The sequence below is a fragment of the uncultured Shimia sp. genome (assembly GCF_947498095.1).
GTDB lineage: Bacteria > Pseudomonadota > Alphaproteobacteria > Rhodobacterales > Rhodobacteraceae > Shimia.
In genome coordinates this window covers 48460-70292 of record NZ_CANMJE010000009.1, presented here as the reverse complement: position 1 = coordinate 70292, position 21833 = coordinate 48460, and the positions used below count along the sequence as shown (strand labels likewise).

Genomic DNA, 21833 nt, shown 5'->3' with positions numbered 1-21833 from the left:
CAATGGCTCAACGTCAGTTTACAGGTCGGCATGCGGCCATCCTATTCGTCAGCGCGTTTGCTGTGATTATCACGGTTAACCTTGTGTTGGCCTACTCGGCGGTCAAAACCTTCCCGGGTCTTGAGGTTAAGAACTCTTACGTCGCCAGCCAAGAGTTTGACGACCGCCGCGCCGCTCAGAGCGAGTTGGGATGGACCGTTGACGCGCGCCATGCCGGAGGCTTGCTGGTTTTGTCGATCACCGACGAACAGGGCCGGCCTGTGGAGGTCACCTCGCTCGAGGCAATTCTAGGCCGCCCTACACATATCAAAGACGACTCGCACCCGGCCTTTCAGTTTGATGGGACGGCCTATGTTGCCCCTGTCGAATTGTCGGACGGCAATTGGAACATCCGCATGAAGGCCGTGGCCGCGGACGGGACCGAGTTCATGCAGCGCGTCGTGCTGCACGTCAAAGGCTGATCCATGACCGCTGCGATGCGCCCCAACGCGTCGGCCTGCCCGGCATGCGATGCGGCCCCCGCCGCCGAAGCGCTGGCGGAACAGGCCGCGCAAAAAGATGCGCGTCTGGCCTTGTCGCTGCCCACGATCCACTGTGCGGCATGCATTTCAGCGGTTGAGCGTGAACTCAGCGCGCAGCCGGGTGTCAAATCGGCGCGCGTGAACCTGACCCTCAAGCGGGCCACGGTTGAAGCGGAACAAGACGTTACTGCCGAAGATCTTGTCGGCGCGCTTGAAGCCATTGGCTACGAAGCGCATGAGCTGGACGCAGGGACGCTGTCTTCGACGCAAAACGACCGCGCTGGCCGCGATCTCTTGATGCGGCTGGCCGTGGCCGGTTTCGCGTCGATGAATGTCATGTTGCTGTCGGTGTCGGTCTGGTCCGGTGCCGAGGCGGCCACACGCGACATGTTCCACTGGATTTCGGCGGCGATTGCCCTGCCGACAATCGTGTTTTCAGGCAAGCCGTTTTACGTGAACGCGTGGTCTGCGCTGAAGAACAAGCGCCTGAACATGGATGTGCCAATCGTCCTGGCCATTGTGCTCGCCGTAGCGACATCGCTTTGGGAGACCATGCTGTCGGGCGAACATGCCTACTTTGACGCGGCTCTGACGCTTGTGTTCTTTTTGCTGGCCGGACGCTATCTTGATTACCGCACCCGTGCGGTGGCTAGGTCGGCAGCTGAAGAGCTGGCCGCGTTGGAAGTGCCTCGGGCCACACGCATTGTGGACGGGGAAGAAGACACTGTGCAGGTACGAGACCTCGCACTTGGTGATTTGGTACTGGTGCGCCCCGGCGGGCGTATGCCCGTGGATGGTGAGATTGTCGAAGGGCAATCGGAACTGGATCGCTCACTTTTGACTGGAGAAACCGTCCCGGTTTATGCCGAACCCGGTCTTGGTGTCAGTGCGGGTGAAGTGAACCTGACGGGGCCGCTGGTCATCCGGGCCACAGCTGTAGGCGAAGAAACCAGCCTGCATCGCATGGCGGATCTGGTGGCGATCGCGGAATCTGGTCGGTCGCGCTATACGTCGCTGGCCGACAGCGCCGCCAAACTTTATGCGCCCGGCGTACACATTCTCTCAGCTTTGGCGTTTCTAGGATGGTATCTCTACACGTTCGATCTGCGGACCGCGCTGAACATCGCCGCAGCCGTTTTAATAATCACCTGCCCTTGTGCCTTGGGGCTTGCCGTCCCTGCCGTGACCACGGCGGCGTCGGGCCGTTTGTTCCGCAAGGGCATGCTGATCAAGCATTCCACGGCACTTGAACGTTTGGCTCAGGTCGACACGGTTGTTTTTGACAAAACCGGGACCCTGACCGCCGGAACCCCGCAACTCACTAACCTTGATGACTTTTCGCGAGAAGATCTCGCCGTGGGTCTGGCGCTCGCAATGGGGTCTTCGCATCCTTTGAGCATGGCTCTGAGTGATGCGGCGCGTGAGGCTGGCATTCGCCCGGCCAAGCTGAGTGATATCGAAGAGGTTCCCGGTTTTGGAACCCAAGGGAAACTGAACGGTAAGCTGGTGCGTCTCGGGCGTGCCGGTTGGGTGGGTGCGCAAGCCTTGGCCCAAACCTCGGCCTTCCTGTCCTTCGAAGGGCGGTCACAGGCATTTACCTTCTCTGACACCTTGCGGGACGGCGCAGAAGAGTCTGTGCAGGCGCTGATCGAGGATGGCAAGGACGTCATGCTGATTTCCGGTGACAGTGCAGGCGCGGTAGAAACGCTGGCCAACCGCTTGAACATCACGAAATGGGTTGCCGAGGCATTGCCAGAAGACAAGGCCGCCAAGGTCCAGGAGCTGTCCGAACAGGGGCGCCATGTTCTTATGGTGGGTGACGGGTTGAATGACACGGCCGCATTGGCTGCGGCACATGTGTCGATCTCACCCGCGTCTGCATTGGATGCGGCCCGGGTTGCCTCAGACATCGTCCTTTTGGGCAGCGATCTCAGCCCCATCGCAGATGCGCTCGCCACTGCCCGCGCCGCAACCAAGCGCATCAAGGAAAACTTTCGGATCGCCACGGTTTACAACATTATCGCGGTGCCCTTGGCCGTTGCTGGATTGGCAACGCCCTTGATTGCCGCATTGGCGATGTCGTCCTCTTCGATTACTGTCTCGCTGAATGCGCTACGACTGAGGTAGACAGTTATGGAAGTCCTTGCCTATCTGATCCCGATTTCATTGATCCTCGGGGGGATCGGGCTCTTGGCGTTTATCTTCACTGTGCGCACCAACCAGTATGATGATCCCGAAGGGGACGCACAGCGTATCCTGAGCGATGAGTGGGACGACCACCCCAAGCCCTAGTGGCGCAGTTCATCCTGCCCTCTGTGTGCGCAGACCGGACTTAGTCAAAGGTGACTGTTGCCGGTTCCAGCCCTTCAATGGAAATCGTACATGTTTCACCGCGGTTCAACGGGCCGACACCTGCGGGCGTGCCCGTCATGATCAGGTCACCCGGTTGCAGGGTCACAAAGCCAGACAGAAACGAGATGATATTGGCTGTGGGCCAGATCATTTCGCTGAGATCACCATCCTGACGGGTATCCCCGTTCACAAGACAGCGGATCGCCCCTTGGGTCATGTCTGTGTAATCCGAGGCTGGTTTTAAGGGGCCAATCACTGCGGAATTGTCAAAGCCCTTGGCCATACACCACGGGCGGCGGTCTTCTTTGGCCTGGGCCTGCAAATCGCGCCGCGTCAGGTCGTTGCCCGCCGCATAGCCCCAGATGTGACGGCCTGTGTCCTTCACCGCGATATCGCTGCCACCAGTGCCGATTGCGACGACCAGTTCGGCCTCGTGATGCAGATTTTCTGTGGCTACGGGAAATGGATTTGTACGCCCAGACGGGATCGCGCAGTCAGCGGGCTTGTTGAAGAAGAAGGGCTTTTTCTTTTCCGGGTCCAAACCCATTTCGCGGGCATGTTCCGCATAGTTTCGGCCGACACAGAAAATGCGGCGCACAGGGAACAGGGCATCGCTGTTTGAAACGGGCAATAGAACCGGGGCGGGGCTGGGAAGTACAAGATTATCCATGTCGTCCGTTTTGGACCAGCCGAGGATCGTGTGCAACCGTCAGGATGGACCGATCGTCTGACAGGCAATCTGTCGTGCTTTTAGCCTGCGACATGCAAGATCAGCCGTTTCCTGGGACAATCCGACAAAGTTGGCCTCAAATCCGCGAGAGCTTTTCACCACTTTGCGCAGGGACCCGTCCAATGTGGACATCTCTGCCAGTGCGGTTTTCAGCAGAACTTTCTCAGCTGCATATCGACTGTTGTACTGGCCGACATTGATCCCCCAGTGACGTCCGCCAGAGGTCGAAACTCGTGTCACCACTTGAGGCGTCTCGGGTTTTGGGCTGGGTTGGGTCAAATCAATGCTGGTGTCACTTTGCTCTGTTCGCGTGACCTGGGCCTGAACCAAAGCGTTCTGAATGTCGGTCTCAATGACCGCGGCTGCAGCGATCACGACAGGTTGCGACGCTGGCTCCATTGAGCGTGGCCGGAGCCGTGGCCGCAGACTTGTCTTAACTGCGCCGCTGACACGGATTGTTTTGCCCGAAGCACCTGCGCCGGTATAGTCGGGCGCCTTAGGTTTGCTGACCGCGACACGGCTTGGCGCGCGACGGAACCCAAGGTCAAGAAGTTCCGCAACTTTGGCGTTGCGCGAAGCGGTCGAACGTCCACCAAATACGGTTGCGATCACGCGTTCATTGCCGCGTTCGGCTGACGCCACAAGGTTGAACCCCGCAGCACGGGTATAGCCGGTCTTGATGCCGTCGGCACCGCGGTAGGCGTCCAGAAGACGTCGGTTGGTGTTAGAGACTGTCTTGATGCCCGCATCGGTCGAGCGACGTGAGAAAAGGTTATAATACTCGGGATAGTCGTAGAGCATGTGACGACCCAACGTGGTCATGTCACGCGCGGTCGACAAATGCCCGGATTCGGTCAGACCATGCGCGTTCTTGAACGTCGTGTTTGTCATGCCCAACGCCCGCGCAGTCCGGTTCATGCGCCGCGCGAACGCCGCTTCCGAGCCCGAGATTGCCTCACCAATCGCGGTTGCCGCGTCATTGGCTGACTTTACAGCGGCTGCGCGGATCAAATACCGAAGTTTAATGCGTTGCCCGGACGCGAGCCCCAGTTTCGAAGGCGGTTCAGCAGCTGCGTTCTTTGAGATGCGCACCTTGGTATCCAACGATATCTCGCCGTTCTTCACCGCCTCAAAGGCGATGTAGAGCGTCATCATTTTGGTCAATGAGGCTGGATGAAGACGCGTATCGGCATTGCGCGAGTGCAAAACTTCGCCGGACCTTGCGTCCACGACCATCGCCGCATAGGGCGCTGCGGCTGCCGACAATGGGACGATGACCAACAGCCAGATAGCTGCCAGAACATAAAGCCCAAGTCGGGCCGGCTTGGGATGCCGAACCTTCACGTGGATACTGCCTTTTCTGCCTCAAGCCCGCCGAGTTTTCCCGGTCGGATCATTTTGTTGGTTCTACGCTAGCACAGAGTGGGACACGAATAAAGTCTAAGAATTCAGCAGACTTGACGGGCGTGGCTGCAACGACAACCAACATGTAGATGCCGTGAGTCCAGCAGACACTAAACTGAGCTTTGTGCTTGCAGAAAACCGTTGATCACCCGATCACTTTGACGAGATCGGGCAGGGCATCAAGGGCTTGAATTTCCACGTAACGTGAATGGTCTTCTGGTTTCTCGGCTTTTTCCAACTCCCAGACCAGACCATGAGGAACATAGACTCCCCAACTGCCAGCATCGATGGCTGGCACGACATCCGAGCGCATGGAGTTACCGACCATCATGGCCCGCGCGGCCCCATCTCCATGACGCTCAAACGTCGTTGCATAGACCTCAGGCGTTTTGTGCGAGACGATTTCAACCCAGTCGAACATCTCGCCCAGGCCAGATTGCGCCAGCTTGCGTTCCTGGTCCAACAGATCTCCCTTGGTGATGAGGATCAGGTGATGGCTGTTCGAAAGTGCTTCGACTGTTTCCCGGACATGCGGCAGCAATTCAATCGGGTGACGCAACATCTCGCGTCCCGCCTGCATTAACTCCGCGATGACCGCTGCTGGCACCCGCTCTTCTGTGACCTCGATGGCTGTTTCAATCATCGACAGGACAAAGCCCTTGATGCCGAAGCCATAGTGACCAACATTACGTTTTTCGGCTTCAAGCAGACGTTCTTCCAGATGATCTTGCGGCACAAAATCTGCTAACAACTCGGCAAAGCGTTCTTGCGTGATGCGAAAGAACCGCTCGTTGTGCCAGAGCGTGTCGTCCGCATCGAAACCGATTGTTGTGAGGGATTTTACCATTCCACGCCTCGATAATGTCGCCCGAGGCTCTTTTCTAACGCTCAGGACAGGTTATATAAACCTCCCAAGACGAAATCCGGAACGCATTGATTGTACATGAGCCACCACCCCTTCCATATGTCCGTCGGAGATGACGATGACAGCGATGTCGGAATCGCGGTTCAGACCCGTGCGCGAACGAAACGTCCGCCGCTCTACAAGGTGCTGTTGCTGAACGACGACTACACACCGATGGAGTTTGTCGTGCACATTCTCGAGCGGTTTTTTGGCCTGACCCATGCGCAGTCTTTTGAGATTATGCTGACAGTTCACAAAAAGGGCGTTGCCGTTGTGGGTGTGTTCAGTCACGAAATCGCCGAAACCAAGGTGACGCAGGTGATGGATTTTGCCCGGCGTCACCAGCATCCCCTGCAATGCACGATGGAAAAGGAATGACGTCTCAGCCCTGAGATGCCATTACATCATTTATGTCTGTTTCCCGCCTTACACTGGCCGTCCAAGAGCACGGCCTCGAATTGCCTGACGAGGGTCGGTTTGCGGTTTTCGCACCGCGCATCGGCTATGATCTGTCTGCCTTGCCCAAAGACAGATGTGATGTTGTCCAGCCGCTCTTTCCCGATCACACAGCATTTGCCCGAAGTGGGTTCAAATGCGTGGTTGAAGAAGAAGGTGACTATTCTGCTGCCATCGTCTGTTTGCCACGGGCCAAAGCCCAGGCCCGCGATTTGATTGCACGTGCCGTGGCTTGTGCAGACCTCGTGATTGTGGACGGCCAGAAAACCGAAGGCGCGGAAAGCTTGATAAAAGATTGCCGCAAGAAAGCGGATCTCTCAGGAACCGTCTCCAAGGCGCATGGTAAGCTGTTCTGGTTTCGCGGAGGCGACTTTGCTGACTGGCAGGCGCCGGATGTGACAAAGATCGAAGACGGGCTTGTGACCCGTGCCGGTGTGTTCTCAGCCGATGGTATCGACCCTGCGTCGCGCGCATTGGTTAACGCTCTGCCCGAAAACCTTGGACGCAATGTTTCCGACCTCGGGGCCGGGTGGGGGTATCTTTCGGTTGATATTCTCAAGCGGCCGACAGTCGAGACCCTGTATTTGATCGAGGCGGATCACACTGCGCTGGACTGTGCCAAACAAAACGTCACGGATGAACGCGCCCGATTTTTTTGGGCTGACGTCACAACATGGGAACCGCGCGCACGCATGGACACCGTGGTGATGAACCCGCCTTTTCATACCGGACGTACGGCAGACCCATCATTGGGTGCGGCCTTTATCACGGCAGCATCGCGCATGTTGGCGCCGACAGGCCAGCTCTGGATGGTGGCCAACCGACACTTGCCCTACGAGACCACCCTCTCGGCGCAGTTTGCCAAAGTGGAAGAAGTCGCCGGCGACAATCGGTTCAAAATTCTACACGCCACTCGGCCTGCTCGCGCTAGGCGTTAAGACCGCGTAACCTGCCGCAGGAAACGCGGCTAGAATCACTGGAGACAATCCATGTCATTTTCGATCGCAGGAAAAACCGCAATCGTGACCGGCGCCGCAAACGGTATCGGCCGGGCTGTGGCGCGCCACTTCGCGGACCATGGTGCCAATGTCATGTTCGCTGATATTGACGAAAGCCGTTTGATCGACGAATTGGGCGAAAACCGTGACGATGCTAATGTGCGGTACTTCGCAGGCGATCTGCGCGAGCGCTTGTCTATCGCCAACCTACTGTCCGCTACAATTGATGCCTTTGAAAACGTCGACATTCTGGTCAACGGTTGCAGGCAGGTGATCCGTTCAGACGTTCTCGACCCAGAGGATCGCGCGGTTGAGACCATGATGAACCAAAACCTCATGACTGCGCTGCGTCTGTCGCAATATGTTGCCAAACGCATGATCAAACAGGCTGAGGGACAGGAAGAGGGGCAGGTTGGCTCTATCGTGAACCTTTCATCCATTGCATCGCGCCGGACCCACCCTGACCTGATGGCATTCTCTATTTCCACGGCTGCAGTGGATCAGATGACGCGGTCTTTGGCTGTGGCCTTGGCACCGCATCGCATCCGAGTGAATGCCGTGGCCTTTGGTTCTGTGATGTCCGCCAGCCTGCAGGATGTGCTGAAAGACAACGACGACTACCGCGCGCAAATTGAGGCCAAGACGCCGATGGGGCGCATCGCCGCTGCGGGAGAACTGGCGGATGCTGTGCAGTACCTTGCGTCGGAAGGGTCTGGTTTCATGACTGGGCAGGTTCTGACGTTGGACGGTGGTCGAACTCTCCTTGACCCGGTGTCTGCGCCCGCACACTAGACGGACGATATGTCTCTGGCGCGCGCGCGGCGGCCCTGCTAGGCAAGTCCAGCCAATTCAGGGAGGGTGCAATGAGCGAACAAATGCAATCTGAAAAGGAACGGGCCTCGAAGTGGTTCCGGGATTTGCGCAACGAGATCGTTGCGGCATTTGAAGCTCTAGAAGACAGCCACACCTCTGGCCCTTTTGCAGACATGCAGCTAGGACGTTTCGAGGTCACTGAAACCAAACGCGCAAGTGCTGATGGATCGGACGCAGGTGGGGGCCTGATGTCCGTGATGCGTGGCGGCCGTGTATTTGAGAAAGTTGGCGTCAATATTTCCACAGTGTTCGGAGAGCTTGGCGATCGCGCTCAGGCGGCCATGGCAGCCCGTAAGGGTATTCCTGGCATGAAAGATGACCCGCGATTTTGGGCGTCAGGCATTTCTTTGGTCGCGCACATGCGAAACCCGCACTGCCCGGCCGTTCACATGAACACGCGGATGTTTTGGACACCACACGCCTGGTGGTTTGGGGGTGGGTCCGACCTGAACCCGTGCTTGGAATATGAGGAAGACACGGCGCATTTTCATGCGGTTCAAAAAGAGCATTGCGACCGTCATGATGCGGCTCACTACCCACGCTTCAAAGAGTGGGCGGATGAGTACTTTTATGTCCCGCACCGCAATCGTGCCCGCGGCGTCGGGGGTATCTTTCTGGATGATTACAACAGCGGTGCCTGGGAGCCGGACTTTGCTTTTATTCAAGACGTCGGTCGCGCCTTTTTGCCGGCATTTGTACCACTGGTAGAGAACCGGCGCGGAACGGATTTCTCAGAGGCTGACAAGGATGCGCAACTTGTTCATCGAGGTCTCTATGCCGAGTACAATCTTGTTTATGATCGCGGCACCAAGTTTGGTCTCGAAACCGGTCACGATGCCAACGCGGTCCTGATGAGTCTGCCGCCAATGGCCAAGTGGGTCTAAAAAGAAATGGGCGGGGAAACCCGCCCAATCTCAAAAACACTTTTGGCTGACTTACGCTTGGGCCAGTTTAATGCTGCGACAAAGTTGGCGATGAGCAAGCTCGACCTCATCATATGATCCACGCAGAACGGTCTGCTCCGTAGGATTATCATACAGTTTGATGCGCATTTTTGAAGGTGCGCCTGCCACTTCGGCCCTCAGAACGTAGATGCTTTTAATGTTGCGCAGAGGAATGTTGCGGATCGACCGCGTGCGATCCCGCTGATCCAGTTTTGCGACGCTCAGGACGTGCTTGGATGGGTCAAACCGGATTTCGATGCGGTGACCGCGCATTGTATAGGTGTAGAGCGCCAATCCAACCATTGAGAACGCGATCGACATCCCCACTTTGGTGACATGCGGGTCGCCAGCGAAATTGGCGTCGGGTGTAAGCCATTGAACAAAGGCTCCCAGCAAGATTACCAAGCCAACAAAACGAATGACCGCTTCATTGCGCGATGTGTGGCGAAAGTAATCATCCCGCTCACGCACCGAAAACATCTCAGACATCTTTTTCCCATTCTGGGAAAAAGGAACTCTGCGATCTGCTGTTTTTTGAGCCACAGCAATATTCATGTCTATCCCTCACGACATTATTCCTATCACTAGGGTTGCAGCCAAAAATGGCGGAATGAGGGCGTATTTTTCGCCATTTTGTGAGAATTTGCCGCGCTGGGCGGATGCCCTGCGCGGTGCGGTAACAGTAGAACAGGACAAAACTGTCCTGTCTACGCGAGGGTGACTGACGTTCCCTCGACAAGTCGGCGGTTGTTTCTGCGGACTTTTTCAAGCATGTTACGCAACCTTGTGCCAGGAGCCGACTTGCTTGGAGCAAACAACCGTGCGCCCCTTTGCGCAAACACTTTTTCTTCAAGTTCCGGAAACAGTAGGAAAATCTCGTCGCGGGCATCGTCGCCCACAGTGTCCAATGCCTGATGGCCCAGATACATGCTTTCCGCAGGGGCGGACTCGGCAAAGACAATTTCATGGTGCGGGAGAAGGAAATGAAAATACTCGATTGGCCCAGTGTCTTGTACCACCGCGGTGAGGGTGATGGTCTGAATGTTGATAAAATCCAGATCAGTTTCAGACGATGGAAGCACATAAAGGTTGCCGTCGGTCATTTGTGCGACGCCAATCGTTGTGTTGTACGTGGTGCCGTCACCGCGCGTGATGGTGACGGAATAGGCTTGGATACTGTCGAGTGAGGTTGTCACGCCATCGATCGTGATTGTATCGCCATTGGTGCCAAGGTCATTTTCCGAAATGAGACCATCGCCATTGGCGTCGTTTCCAAATGCTTCAACGTTGGACAGCAATGAATGGGAATAGCTTCCCAGCAAATTGGCAGCATTCTCACTCAGGTAGCTGCCTTCAGTCGGATCCACGTCAGCGGCCGACCCCAAATGTAACCAGGTTGCCATAGCAAAACCTCATGCACACAAACAAAACATCGACGCCAAATGGGCGGCGTCCGATCAACGACCTAGGTAACGTTTGTGGAGGAATTTAGGCAAGATCGCGCCCCAGTCGGGGCACGTCTGGATTTTTAGTCAAATTGTCAGCTGCGCCACTCAAAAAAGCCTGTGCCAGCTTTGTCCAACAGGCTTTGGGCCATGTCTTGCCCCAGCTTTACAGCATCTTCGACGGGCGCGGTGCGATCTTCGGCAGCGCTTTCAGAACCATCAGGACGCAACACCTCGCCGCGCAAACGGATGGTGCCACCATTCAATTCTGACAGCGCGGCAATTGGAGTTTCACAAGATCCGTCCAACGCGGCCAAAAAGGCGCGCTCGGCAGACAGTCGTTGACCGGTCTCGTGGTGGTGCAGGGCTGCCAACATGTCCGCAGTGCGCGTGTCGTCTGCACGGCGCTCAATCCCAATGGCGCCCTGTGCGACGGCTGGCAACATGTCTTCGGGCTCAATGGCAGAAGAAGCCACGTCACTCATGCCGAGCCGATTGAGGCCAGCCATTGCAAGGAAGGTGCAGTCCGCAACCTTGTCATTGAGTTTCTTGAGGCGCGTTTGAACATTCCCGCGGAACTCAACCACCTTCAGGTCTGAGCGATAGTTCAATAGCTGCGCGCGGCGTCTGAGGGACGATGTTCCCACTACAGCCCCTTCGGGCAGGTCTGCCAGAGTTTTGACATCCGGTGACACAAAAGCGTCGCGCGTGTCTTCGCGCGGCAGATAGGTGTCCAACAACAGGCCCTGCGGCTGCAGAGTCGGCATATCCTTCATGGAATGCACTGCAATGTCGATGGCACCAGACAACAGGTCATCCTCAATCTCTTTGGTGAACAGACCTTTGTTGCCGATCTCTTTCAGCGGGCGATCTTTGGCGATCAATGACGCATCGTCCCCGGTGGTCTTGATGACGACAATCTCGAACGCCTCTTCCGGGAGATTAAAAGCTTCACTCAGGCGGCGGCGTGTTTCATAAGCTTGGGCGAGCGCCAGTGGCGAGCCACGTGTACCAATGCGAAGGGGTGAATCGGGGGAGGGCAGAGGTTTTGTCATGGGTTCGGGTGTAATCCTGACTTCTTGGCCTGACAAGCGCAGAAGGGTTGACATCCGGCCACTGGCACGTGACTGACACGGGCAAGTGGCCTGTTCTGATCCTGCAAGGGGCCGCGTTTCTTCCGGGGGACTTGGCCCGATTTGACGCGCGCTTTCCTTGACACATGTCAACGCTGAAGGAATTGGCCAAAGCTAAGAGGTTGAGCATGACAGAGACCAAGAAAATGATGCGGGCACTGGCGGGCGAGACGCTGGACACGCCCCCGATCTGGATGATGCGCCAAGCCGGTCGCTATCTTCCCGAGTACCGTGCCACCCGCGCCCAGGCCGGTGATTTCCTATCACTGTGCTATAACAGCGAACTGGCGGCAGAGGTGACCCTGCAACCGATCCGACGCTACGGGTTTGATGCATCGATCCTGTTCGCCGACATCCTGTTGCTGCCACAGGCACTGGGCGCCGACCTTTGGTTCGTTACCGGCGAGGGTCCTCGCCTGTCGACGATCCAGTCGCAAGCTGACTTTGACAAACTCAAAGGCAAAGATGCCATCCACGACACCCTCAACCCGGTTTATGAGACTGTGCGCATCCTGTCGCGGGAACTGCCTGACGAAACGACGCTGATTGGCTTCGCGGGTGCGCCGTGGACTGTGGCGACCTATATGATTGCGGGCCGGGGAACTCCGGATCAGGGGCCCGCGCATGCGCTAAAAGATGAAAACCCAGCTCTGTTCGATCAGGTGATTGACCTGCTGACAGACGGCACGATCGACTACCTGTCTAAACAGATCGAAGCCGGTGCCGAAACGGTTAAGCTATTCGACAGCTGGGCCGGCTCGTTGAAAGGGGCAGATTTCGACAAATACGCGCTGGAGCCTGCGAAAAAGATCATCGCGGCACTGAAAGCGAAACATCCGGGCGTGCCGATCATCGCCTTCCCACGTGGAGCCGGTGAACGATATGTGGGCTTTGCTAAGGCGACGGGCGCAGATTGTGTGGCGCTGGATGATGGTGTGACGCCCGAGTGGGCAGCAGCCCATGTCCAGAAAGACAGCTGCGTTCAGGGCAACCTCAAGTCTTCGCATATGGTGACCGGCGGTCAGGCATTGGTTGATGAAACCCGCCATATCGTCGAGGCACTGGGCAAAGGGCCGCACATCTTCAATCTCGGTCACGGCATCACGCCGGATGCTGATCCTGAGAACGTGCAACTGATGATCGACACGGTGCGCGGCGCATAACCCACCAAAGCAAAACCTTACGAAAGGTGCGACCATCTGGTCGCGCCTTTTTTGTTGCGCCCTTGGCCTCGCGCGTCGTCACCTCCGCGTGATCGGGGTTTCAAGGGGCTTGGCTTTTGCCGTTCGGCTGACCACCCTCAGTAAACCCTATCGGAGTCTGCCAAATGTCTATTGAACGCATCTCATTCCGCGGCCACAGCGGCGAACAACTGGCCGCGCGGCTGGACCTGCCCGAGGGGCCGGTTTTGGCCACGGCGCTGTTTGCCCATTGCTTCACTTGCTCCAAGGACATCCCGGCGGCTCGGCGCATTGCAGGTCGGTTGGCCAGTATGGGGATCGCCGTGTTGCGGTTTGATTTCACCGGGCTTGGACATTCTGACGGAGAATTTGCCAACACGTCGTTTTCCTCGAATGTTCAGGACCTCGAGGCCGCCGCCATCTATTTGCGCGACCGTGGCATGCCGCCCAGCTTGTTGATTGGTCATTCTCTTGGAGGTGCCGCAGTCCTGAAAGCCGCCGCGCAGATTGGTGGCATCAAGGCCGTGGTGACGCTCGGCGCGCCGTTTGACCCCGAGCACGTGACCCACAACTTTGCCGAGGCGATACCTGATATTCTTCGAGATGGTATGGCCGAAGTGCAGCTTGGCGGGCGCCCCTTCAACATTTCACGGGCGTTTGTCGAGGACGTGTCCAAAGGTAAATTGACCTCGGCGATCGCTTCACTGAACGCGGCGCTTCTGGTGCTGCACGCGCCGATGGATGATATTGTTGGCATTAAAAACGCCAGCGACATCTTTCTTGCGGCGAAGCACCCCAAGAGTTTCGTGACATTGGATGATGCCGATCACCTGATTTCCCGCGCCGAAGATGCGGAATATGCGGCTGACGTCATCGCAGCGTGGTTGTCACGCTACGTTGACCTGTCGCCACCTGCGCCGCCGCCCGGCGCGCCTGAGGGCATCGTGCGCGTGACCGAGGCCGACCCGCGCGGGTTTCTGCAAGATGTCCAATCTGGCCCGGCCCATCATATCTTTGCTGACGAACCTGTGGCCTATGGCGGGACCAACAAGGGCCTGACGCCCTATGGGTTGGTTTCCGCAGGGCTGGGGGCCTGCACCTCAATGACGATCCGCATGTATGCCCGTCGCAAGGGATGGCCTCTGACTGCGGTCAGTGTGGACATTAGCCACAACAAGGTCCACGCACAGGATTCCGAAACCGGCAACCGGGATCGGATTGACGAGTTTCAGCGGATCATCCGATTAGAGGGGGCATTGGACGAAACGCAACGCGCGCGACTATTGGAAATTGCTGACAAATGCCCGGTCCATCGCACGATGGAACACAGCTCCAAGGTGGTGACTCGACTGGAGCCGTGACGCTAGCGCGATTGCAGCTCAGCCAAGATCTCGGCGGTGTGCTCGCCGCGTTTGCACGCGGGTTTTAGCGGCGCGGCGCGGCCATCAAACCGCGGCGCGGGCGCGGGTTGCAGCACCCCGTCCGGTGATTGCCAAACATCCCGGGACTGCATATGCGGCGCGTGACTGGCCTCAACCGGTGACAGAACCGGCGCGACACAGGCATCTGAGCCATCAAACAGCATCTCCCAATGGGCGCGTGTCTCAGACAGAAACAGGTCCTCAAGCCGCGCAGTCAGCTTGGGCCACAGCGTCGCGTCATGTTGTTTTTGGAACTCGGCGTCATCTGAAAGCCCGAGAGTCTCAATGAAGATCGCATAGAATTGCGGCTCAAGGCATTGAACAGAGACATGTCCCCCGTCAGCACACAGATAGCTGCGGCTCCAATGCGGGCCATCCAAAAGGCTGCGGCCGCGTTCCATCGACAGCATTCCGGTTTGTCGGATCGCCATCAACAGGGCCATCATATGAGCTGACCCATCGACGATCGCCGCATCCACAACTGTGCCCTTGCCGCTCGCTTTGGCATTCAGGATGCCCGAAAGAATACCCACCACGAGATAGAGTGCACCACCGCCAATGTCCCCAACCAGTGTGGCGGGCGTGATCGGCGGCGTTCCCGGCTCCGACGCATAAAACAGAGCGCCGGATGTGGCGATATAGTTGAGATCATGTCCGGCTGTTTCGGCGCGCGGACCCGTTTGGCCCCACCCCGTCATACGCCCAAAGACAAGCGCAGGATTGGCGGCGTGGCACACTTCAGGGCCAAGTCCCAACCGCTCCATCACTCCAGGGCGAAATCCCTCGATTAATGCATCTGCAGTGGCGATCAATTGCTTTGCCGTTTCAAGGTCTTCGGCGTCTTTCAGGTCCAGCGCAATGGACCGCTTGCCCCGGTCCAGAACGCTGCCATCCACCGTGACTTGCCCACCGTTGCCCTTGCGGTGAATGGTGATGACATCCGCGCCGAGATCCGCCAGCAACATGGCGGCAAAGGGTCCCGGCCCAAGGCCTTCAATCTCGATAACGCGAATGCCGTTCAACATTGACTGCTCCTTACCCGAGATTGAACCCACCACCGACTGTCAGAACCTGACCGGACACATAGTTCGATTCCGGAATGCAGAACATGTAGACACCGCCTGCGGCCTCTTCCGGCGTACCACCGCGACCCATCGGCACCATCGCTGCAAAGTCGCCCGCAACCTTGGTTGGAATGCCTATGCCGACCTGATTGCCGTCCACGGTGATGGTTTTCTTTTCATCTGTCGCCTCGGTCAGGCGAGTCTCGATATAGCCGAATGCCACGCAGTTCACGCACACTTTGGAACGGCCCCACTCCTTGGCCAAGGTCTTGGTCAGACCCACCACGGCGGCCTTGGCCGAGGAATAGTTCGCCTGTCCAACATTGCCGCCAAGACCTGCCACGGAGGAGATATTTACCACTTTGCGAAAGACCTCACGACCTTCCTCGGCCTCTTGTTTGGCAGCACCCTTGATGAACCCCGACGCAGCGCGCAGGATCTGAAAGGGGGCTTTTACGTGCACATCCATCATCGCGTCGAACATGTCGTCGGTCATGTGCCCAATCATGCTGTCCCATGTGTAACCCGCGTTGTTGACGATAATGTCGACACCGCCAAAGGTCTCGATCCCGGTGCCGATAAAGCGCTCTGCGAATCCCTTTTCGGTCACGCTACCAGGAACGGCCACGGCGTTGCCGCCAGCAGCCTTGATCTCGTTCACCACAGCGACGGCGGGATCAACCTCAAGATCGTTGACCACAACGTGTGCGCCATCCGATGCCAGTTTCAGTGCAACTGCGCGTCCGATGCCGTTACCCGCACCGGTGACATAGGCGGTCTTTCCGTCAAGTTTTCCCATTTTCTCGTTCCTTTCAATCGGCGTCCAAAGACCGCGCGATAAGTTCCTTCATGATCTCATTGGTGCCGCCATAAATCTTTTGCACCCGCGCATCCGTGTAGAGCTCTGAGATCAGGTACTCGTTCATGTAGCCGTAACCCCCATGCAGTTGCAGGCATTCATCGATGATGTCGCACTGCATCTGGGTTCCCCACCATTTCGCCATTGCGGCTTTTTCTGCGGTCAGCTCATTTCGGTCCAGTTCCGCCAGACACTGGTCAAGAAAAGCGGCCAGCAATTCGATCTTGGTCGCGGCTTCGGCCAGCTTGAAGCGGCTGTTCTGAAAATCCATGATCCGTTGACCAAAAGCCTTGCGCTCTTTCACATAAGCCAGGGTCGTCTCAAGCGCGCTTTGCGCGGCACCCAGGGCCGAATACCCCAGGATCAAACGCTCCCAAGGCAGCTGTTTCATCAACTGATAAAATCCCTGACCCTCTTCATCGCCCAAGAGGTTGGTTTGCGGCACACGTACGTCCTGAAAACTTAGTTCCGCAGTGTCGTTGCGCCGCATCCCCATCTTGTCGAGCTTGCGGCCCACCGAGAACCCTTCAAGCTCCTCGGTTTCAATCATAATCAAAGACACGCCTTTGGAGCGCGAGGTGGGGTCGGTTTTAGCGACCAGAACGATGAGATCCGCGCTGCCACCATTGGTGATAAAGGTTTTCGAACCGTTAATCAGATACTCATTGCCGTCTTTGATCGCCGTGGTCTTCACCGCTTGCAGGTCTGACCCGGTGCCGGGTTCGGTCATGGCAATAGCCGCCACCATCTCTCCGCTGGCCAGCTTTGGTAGCCACTTCTCTTTCTGCTGTTCGGTGCCAAAGCCCGTAATGTAGTGGGTGGCAATATTGTGGACTGAAAAACCCCAGCCAGAATCGCCTATTTTTGCCTGTTCCAGATAGGTTACGGCGTCGAAATGGCGCGACAAGCCCAAGCCGCCATAAGCTTCGGGAATTGTGGCGCCGAGAATGCCAATATCTGCTGACTTTTGCCAAAATTCCTTGGGAATATAGCCATCGCCTTTCCACTGATCGCGGTGTGGTTGAAACTCTTCGTCAAAAAATCGGCGCACCGAATCGCCAAAGGCGTGGTGTTCTTCCTGCATCCATAGGTGATTTGGCATGTCGTTGTTCCTTTCGGATCAGGCAGCTGAGATCAGGGCCTCGCCGCGCAATGTCTGAGTTCCGTCATCGATGGTCGCGGTCAGGGCGATACGCAACATCGGTTCGCCATCCTGGTCTAAACGCTCAGCCACGCGCCCAGTGCAAGTCACCGTCGCTCCAACCGGGGTGATCGCCGTAAATCGGCTGGACAAACCCCTGAGGCGTTCAATGCCGGCCCAATCCGTTACAACCCGGCCAAGCTGTGCCATCGACAGCATGCCGTGCGCAAAAACGTCGTCCATTCCAGCGCGTTTGGCAAAGTCCAGGTCGATATGAATGGGATTGTGATCCCCGGACGAACCCGCATAGAGCGCCAATGTGGTCCTTGTGATTGGACCGAACTCCAATAACGGCAGCGTGTCGCCAACCTGCGCAGATTGTGGTGCGTTGCTCATGCGGCGGCCTCTTTTGGCAAACGATGGATCAGATCACGCTGTGCAATGGCCAAGGTTCCTCGGCTGGCATGACGTATCTCAAGTTCCAGATGGGCAATTTCCAGGGTGCCGCCTTTGGCGTCTGAGAACCCTTTAACCCGGCTGATGATATCGATGGTGTCACCGGCAAAAATCAAACCCTGGTAGCTATAGCTTTCGGTGCCGTGCAACAGATAGCGCATGTCGGCCCCGATCAGGTTCAAAACCTCTTGTTGACCTTTGCGCTCTGTCTCTTTCGACGCCGCCATTTCCAACACGACCGGGTAGGTAGAGGGCGCCACCACATCCGGATGTCCGGCTGCACGGGCGGCGGCCACGTCGCTGTGAATCGGGTTGGTTTCGCCAACAGTTTCTGCAAAGAACGTGATCGCGCCACGCTCTACCTGAACTTCGACAGGCGCGGCCTCATAGCCCGCGCTGGATCGGTTGAAAATACCCATCTCAAGCGGCCTGATAGAGAGTCACAACACACGCGCCGCCCAGCCCGAGATTGTGTTGCAGCGCGGTTTTGGCGCCATCAACCTGACGGGCGTCGGCCGTGCCACGCAACTGATGGGTCAATTCATAGCACTGCGCCAAGCCGGTCGCGCCCAGCGGATGTCCCTTGGACAACAACCCCCCGGACGGGTTGGTCACAAATCTCCCACCATAGGTATTGTCGCCATCCGCAATGAACTGTTGTGCGCCGCCTTCGGGACACAGGCCCAGCCCCTCATAGGTAATGAGCTCATTCTGGGCGAAGCAATCATGCAACTCGACTACATCCACGTCTTCGATACCGATGCCCGAGGCTTCCTGAACCTGTTTGGCAGCATCCGCAGTCATGTCATAGCCCACGACCTGTATCATATCATGCGCGTCAAAAGTTGATGCAAAGTCCGTGGTCATGGCCTGCGCCTTGATCGTTACGGTGGTTGGAATGTTGTGCTTTCGCGCAAAGCTCTCAGAGCATAGGATCGCCGCTGCGCCGCCGCAAGTGGGCGGGCAGGCCATCAGGCGCGTCATGACCCCCTCCCACATGGTGGGGGCATTCATCACATCGTCTTCGGTCAGTTCCTTGTTCAACAGCGCCAGCGGATTGTTGACGGCATGCCGCGAGGCCTTGGCCCGGATCTTGGCGAAATCGCGCAGTTCAGTGCCGTGCTTTTCCATGTGGCTTTTGCCGGCGCCCCCAAAGTAGCGCAGCGCGAGGGGAACTTGCGAATTACCAACCAACGCATCTGTCTCAGAGTCAAAATCATCAAACGGCGTCGGGCGGTCGGTCCAATGGCTGGTTAGAGCGCCGGGCTGCATTTGTTCAAACCCAACGGCCAGCACACAATCGGCCACGCCATGCTCGATCGCCTGGCGCGCAAGGAACAGGGCTGTCGACCCCGTTGAACAATTGTTGTTCACGTTGATTACGGGAATGCCGGTCATACCAACGTGATACAGCGCCTTTTGACCACAGGTTGAATCGCCATAAACATAGCCTGCGTAGGCCTGCTGGATGTCGTCATAACTCAGACCCGCGTCGGCCAATGCGCCCCGAATGGCGGCGGCTCCCATCTGGTCATAGCTGTCAGATGCGCCGGGTTTGGCGAACTTGATCATGCCGACGCCAGCGACAATGACATTTCCCTCGGACATGCTTTCTCTCCCGAATCCTATGGTTTCGAAGAGTATGGGGTTGACGAGAGGCATAATTCAAATTCAAAAATGTCCTAAGATATTCTGTTGGGGAATGCTTTGAACTTCAGCAAACTTAAATATGTAGTGGCTGTTGATCGGGTCGGGTCAATTTCGGCGGCGGCGAAGTCCATGCACGTGACACAGTCGGCGGTAACCAAGGCTGTCGCGGATGTAGAGGCGGACCTTGGCTTTGCCTTGTTCGACCGACGCGCACGCGGGGTTGTCGCAACAGTTGCCGGGCGGGATTTTGTTGACCGGGCAGCGCGGATTCTGTCCGACATGGATCAGCTAGTGGATGATGCGAGGACCGGGCGGGATAGCCGGGATCGTGTTCTACGGATCGGCATTTCGCCGCCATCGCTTGAGGGATTGATGAATCGAGCGATCCGCGATCTGGTCCTAAGCCACGCAGAGGTGCGCGTGCAATTGCGTGGGGTGCCCTTTGAGGGGGGAATGCAACTTCTGCGACAAGGCGACCTGGACACGTTGATCGCGTCCGAAGGGCCGGGTGCAGCGCATGCTGGTTTCGTCAGCGAGTCCCTGCCGCCACTGCATGCACATTTGTTTGCGCGCAAAGGTCATCCGTTGTCGGGGCGCAAGCTGACGGCCGCCGATGTGGCCGGTTATCCCATCATCACACCGGACCTTTCGGGGCCGCATGTGACGCCTATTCGCCGGATCTTATCGTTCCTAGATGGCGATCCAACGCGCGGTTTGCATGTGCTCGAAAACTTTCCGATGGCATCGGGCATTATCGAACGTTCGGATGCCGTGGGAACCGTGACGGAGGCCTATGTCAAAAGCCAGGCTTTCCGGAGTCGGTTCGAGGTTCTGGAGTTTGACATGGGAGAGCCCTTACCGATGGCGCTGATCTACCGCAGCGAGGCTCAGCCATCTCGTGCGATGGGTTGGCTACGAGCATCCTTGAAGCGCCACCCACCGACCGGACCGAGCTAACGGAATGATTTCTTATACAGGGTCAATATTTCGACGATTCTGTCTTGACCCCGCGCCGCGACTCCAATAAATCGCGTCCCACTTAAGGCGGTATAGCTCAGTTGGTTAGAGCAGCGGAATCATAATCCGCGTGTCCGGGGTTCAAGTCCCTGTACCGCCACCACTTCCCCCCTTTTCATCCGAATTGCACAGGCGGTCTTCGCCGGATCACGCGTGTGTGCTGAGAAGCGATGCCCAAGTCGTCAGAGAGCGCTTCTCAAACAAGCATCATTCAACAGGTTCGATCGGGGGGAATTCCCAGTCACCGTGCAGGATCGCATCGTCAGGTTCATAAAGGCGGATCGCATGGTTCCAACCCGGCGTGATCGGAAGGCAATTCACACGACCGTCTTCACACCCCCCAAAGTGGATTGTCACTGAGCCGTCCTCGGATGCTGTCGCGGTGTAGTCATTGTAGCTGTTCACACCCAATTCGTTGGCTTCCAAAAAGCCCTCGTCGTTGTAGACCGTTACTGACCAAAATGCCCGAACCGGCACATCCTTGACCGTGACGGAATGCGGCGCGACCCCGTCATTCTGCTCAACGGCCCCGAGCAGATAGATGGCTGAGGAAGCAGGCAGCCCACCCCATCCGGCGAGCGCACCGATCAAGTAATCAACGGGATTAGTGTTCTCTTTTGTGCCAAAGGCTTGCGTCACGTCAAAGCCCAGCAAGGCCAGATCATTGACCGATTGACGCGCTTTGGCGAGTTGTTCCGTATCCCAATTGGGCGCCTCGAACGGCCCCTCACCGCCGCCGGTGATCTCAATTGCGTCCTGCGCCGCGTGACTTGCCGCAACGTCATCGGGGCTCGTGACATCCGCAAAGGTGCGGACAATGATAAACCCAAAGCGGGTGCCGACGCTGTCTTCGGTCAGCTCATACGTGCCCGGTGTTGAATGAACCGTCATAAAGTGATCCTGGCTGATGACATGCATCGACATATAGCGGCCATCGATTTCGGGCAGGGTTATCTGCACAGGACTTGAGAGGTCCAGCACGACGCTGCTGTAGAGTGTGTCCTGATTTGACCGAATGACTGTCTGGTTCTCCGGGGTCGTGGGTTCGCGCAGGTGCACGAACTCACCGACATTGATGCCCGTGGTCTCCATACTAAGGCGGATCATGTGATCGGTTTCTGCGCGCACGAGGTCTGTGATGGTCACATCAACCGTATCCTCGGCGAAACCCAAAGAAGGCAGTAAGAGAGCGGTTGTCAGAAGTAGCTTTTTCATGATCAAGGTCCTGATTTTCAATTCAAAGGTTTTGCATCGGGCGTCGACAAGGCGCCCTCCAAATAGGGC

General features: G+C 57.1%; 23 protein-coding genes and 1 tRNA gene. 11 read left to right on the top strand and 13 right to left on the bottom strand.

All coding sequences use genetic code 11. The features are described 5' to 3' along the window. Positions 1-2: 2 nt before the first annotated feature. Genes Q0932_RS15215 through ccoS form a run of 3 tightly spaced genes read left to right on the top strand, consistent with a single transcriptional unit; the run spans position 3 to position 2813 of the window. Positions 3-461, top strand: coding sequence for a FixH family protein (locus Q0932_RS15215; RefSeq protein ID WP_299355328.1), 459 nt, complete (start codon positions 3-5; stop codon positions 459-461). Between the two features lie 3 nt (positions 462-464). Further along, positions 465-2648 (top strand): heavy metal translocating P-type ATPase, encoded by a 2184-nt coding sequence (locus tag Q0932_RS15210; protein ID WP_299354908.1) that lies wholly within the window; start codon positions 465-467, stop codon positions 2646-2648. Between the two features lie 6 nt (positions 2649-2654). After that, positions 2655-2813: a cbb3-type cytochrome oxidase assembly protein CcoS gene (gene ccoS, locus Q0932_RS15205; RefSeq protein ID WP_299354905.1), complete on the top strand. Its 159-nt coding sequence runs from the start codon at positions 2655-2657 to the stop codon at positions 2811-2813. 40 nt (positions 2814-2853) lie between these two features. Here ccoS and Q0932_RS15200 read toward each other — a convergent pair whose 3' ends face one another. From Q0932_RS15200 to Q0932_RS15190, 3 genes are all read right to left on the bottom strand, one after another. Then, a complete protein-coding gene (locus Q0932_RS15200) occupies positions 2854-3543 on the bottom strand; it encodes a fumarylacetoacetate hydrolase family protein (protein ID WP_299354902.1) in 690 nt (229 codons plus the stop codon). Between the two features lie 39 nt (positions 3544-3582). After that, complete coding sequence (locus Q0932_RS15195; protein WP_299354899.1) at positions 3583-4947, bottom strand: D-alanyl-D-alanine carboxypeptidase family protein; 1365 nt, start codon at positions 4945-4947, stop codon at positions 3583-3585. A 205-nt stretch (positions 4948-5152) separates the two neighbouring features. Continuing rightward, complete coding sequence (locus tag Q0932_RS15190; protein WP_299354896.1) at positions 5153-5854, bottom strand: HAD family hydrolase; 702 nt, start codon at positions 5852-5854, stop codon at positions 5153-5155. A 117-nt stretch (positions 5855-5971) separates the two neighbouring features. On the opposite strand from Q0932_RS15190, the gene clpS reads away from it, so the two are divergent. The 4 genes from clpS to hemF all read left to right on the top strand — a co-directional run bounded on the left by clpS (position 5972) and on the right by hemF (position 9122). Continuing rightward, positions 5972-6289 carry an ATP-dependent Clp protease adapter ClpS gene (gene clpS, locus Q0932_RS15185; RefSeq protein ID WP_299355325.1) on the top strand — a complete coding sequence of 106 codons (318 nt, stop codon included), beginning with the start codon at positions 5972-5974 and terminating at the stop codon, positions 6287-6289. Positions 6290-6321: 32 nt separating this feature from the next. Next, positions 6322-7305 (top strand): methyltransferase, encoded by a 984-nt coding sequence (locus Q0932_RS15180; RefSeq protein WP_299354893.1) that lies wholly within the window; start codon positions 6322-6324, stop codon positions 7303-7305. 51 nt (positions 7306-7356) lie between these two features. Next, positions 7357-8157 (top strand): SDR family oxidoreductase, encoded by an 801-nt coding sequence (locus tag Q0932_RS15175; protein ID WP_299354891.1) that lies wholly within the window; start codon positions 7357-7359, stop codon positions 8155-8157. 71 nt (positions 8158-8228) lie between these two features. Next, positions 8229-9122: an oxygen-dependent coproporphyrinogen oxidase gene (gene hemF, locus Q0932_RS15170; RefSeq protein ID WP_299354889.1), complete on the top strand. Its 894-nt coding sequence runs from the start codon at positions 8229-8231 to the stop codon at positions 9120-9122. 51 nt (positions 9123-9173) lie between these two features. Here the strand turns inward: hemF and Q0932_RS15165 are convergent, their stop codons facing one another. The 3 genes from Q0932_RS15165 to hemC all read right to left on the bottom strand — a co-directional run bounded on the left by Q0932_RS15165 (position 9174) and on the right by hemC (position 11682). Then, positions 9174-9671, bottom strand: coding sequence for a hypothetical protein (locus tag Q0932_RS15165; RefSeq protein ID WP_299354887.1), 498 nt, complete (start codon positions 9669-9671; stop codon positions 9174-9176). A gap of 218 nt (positions 9672-9889) precedes the next feature. Beyond that, positions 9890-10585 (bottom strand): hypothetical protein, encoded by a 696-nt coding sequence (locus tag Q0932_RS15160; RefSeq protein WP_299354885.1) that lies wholly within the window; start codon positions 10583-10585, stop codon positions 9890-9892. A gap of 137 nt (positions 10586-10722) precedes the next feature. After that, entirely contained in the window at positions 10723-11682 is a 960-nt protein-coding gene (gene hemC / locus Q0932_RS15155; protein ID WP_299354883.1) for a hydroxymethylbilane synthase, read from the bottom strand. A gap of 206 nt (positions 11683-11888) precedes the next feature. Here hemC and hemE point away from each other — a divergent pair, with 206 nt between their 5' ends. Continuing rightward, a complete protein-coding gene (hemE, locus tag Q0932_RS15150; RefSeq protein WP_299354881.1) occupies positions 11889-12923 on the top strand; it encodes a uroporphyrinogen decarboxylase in 1035 nt (344 codons plus the stop codon). Between the two features lie 164 nt (positions 12924-13087). Beyond that, positions 13088-14302 (top strand): bifunctional alpha/beta hydrolase/OsmC family protein, encoded by a 1215-nt coding sequence (locus Q0932_RS15145; protein ID WP_299354880.1) that lies wholly within the window; start codon positions 13088-13090, stop codon positions 14300-14302. Positions 14303-14304: 2 nt separating this feature from the next. Here Q0932_RS15145 and Q0932_RS15140 read toward each other — a convergent pair whose 3' ends face one another. From Q0932_RS15140 to Q0932_RS15115, 6 genes are read right to left on the bottom strand one after another with little or no spacing between them, the layout of a single operon-like run. Beyond that, entirely contained in the window at positions 14305-15387 is a 1083-nt protein-coding gene (locus Q0932_RS15140) for a CaiB/BaiF CoA-transferase family protein (RefSeq protein WP_299354878.1), read from the bottom strand. A gap of 10 nt (positions 15388-15397) precedes the next feature. Continuing rightward, positions 15398-16225: an SDR family NAD(P)-dependent oxidoreductase gene (locus Q0932_RS15135; protein ID WP_299354876.1), complete on the bottom strand. Its 828-nt coding sequence runs from the start codon at positions 16223-16225 to the stop codon at positions 15398-15400. Between the two features lie 13 nt (positions 16226-16238). Continuing rightward, a complete protein-coding gene (locus tag Q0932_RS15130) occupies positions 16239-17387 on the bottom strand; it encodes an acyl-CoA dehydrogenase family protein (RefSeq protein WP_299354874.1) in 1149 nt (382 codons plus the stop codon). Between the two features lie 18 nt (positions 17388-17405). Beyond that, positions 17406-17822, bottom strand: a complete 417-nt coding sequence (locus Q0932_RS15125) for a MaoC family dehydratase (protein WP_299354873.1) — start codon at positions 17820-17822, stop codon at positions 17406-17408. Beyond that, entirely contained in the window at positions 17819-18301 is a 483-nt protein-coding gene (locus tag Q0932_RS15120) for a MaoC family dehydratase N-terminal domain-containing protein (RefSeq protein ID WP_299354871.1), read from the bottom strand. The genes Q0932_RS15125 and Q0932_RS15120 overlap by 4 nt, the downstream gene beginning before the upstream one ends. 1 nt (position 18302) lies before the next feature. Beyond that, on the bottom strand, positions 18303-19490 hold the full coding sequence (locus tag Q0932_RS15115) for a lipid-transfer protein (RefSeq protein ID WP_299354870.1): 1188 nt from the start codon (positions 19488-19490) through the stop codon (positions 18303-18305). Between the two features lie 87 nt (positions 19491-19577). Between Q0932_RS15115 and Q0932_RS15110 the strand changes: the two genes are divergently transcribed. Both Q0932_RS15110 and Q0932_RS15105 read left to right on the top strand, forming a co-directional pair. Next, complete coding sequence (locus Q0932_RS15110; RefSeq protein WP_366141419.1) at positions 19578-20489, top strand: LysR family transcriptional regulator; 912 nt, start codon at positions 19578-19580, stop codon at positions 20487-20489. Positions 20490-20575: 86 nt separating this feature from the next. Next, a tRNA-Met gene (locus Q0932_RS15105) sits at positions 20576-20652 on the top strand. A 104-nt stretch (positions 20653-20756) separates the two neighbouring features. On the opposite strand, the gene Q0932_RS15100 is transcribed toward Q0932_RS15105, so the two are convergent. After that, positions 20757-21764, bottom strand: a complete 1008-nt coding sequence (locus Q0932_RS15100; protein ID WP_299354867.1) for a DUF1254 domain-containing protein — start codon at positions 21762-21764, stop codon at positions 20757-20759. Between the last annotated feature and the right edge of the window lie 69 nt (positions 21765-21833).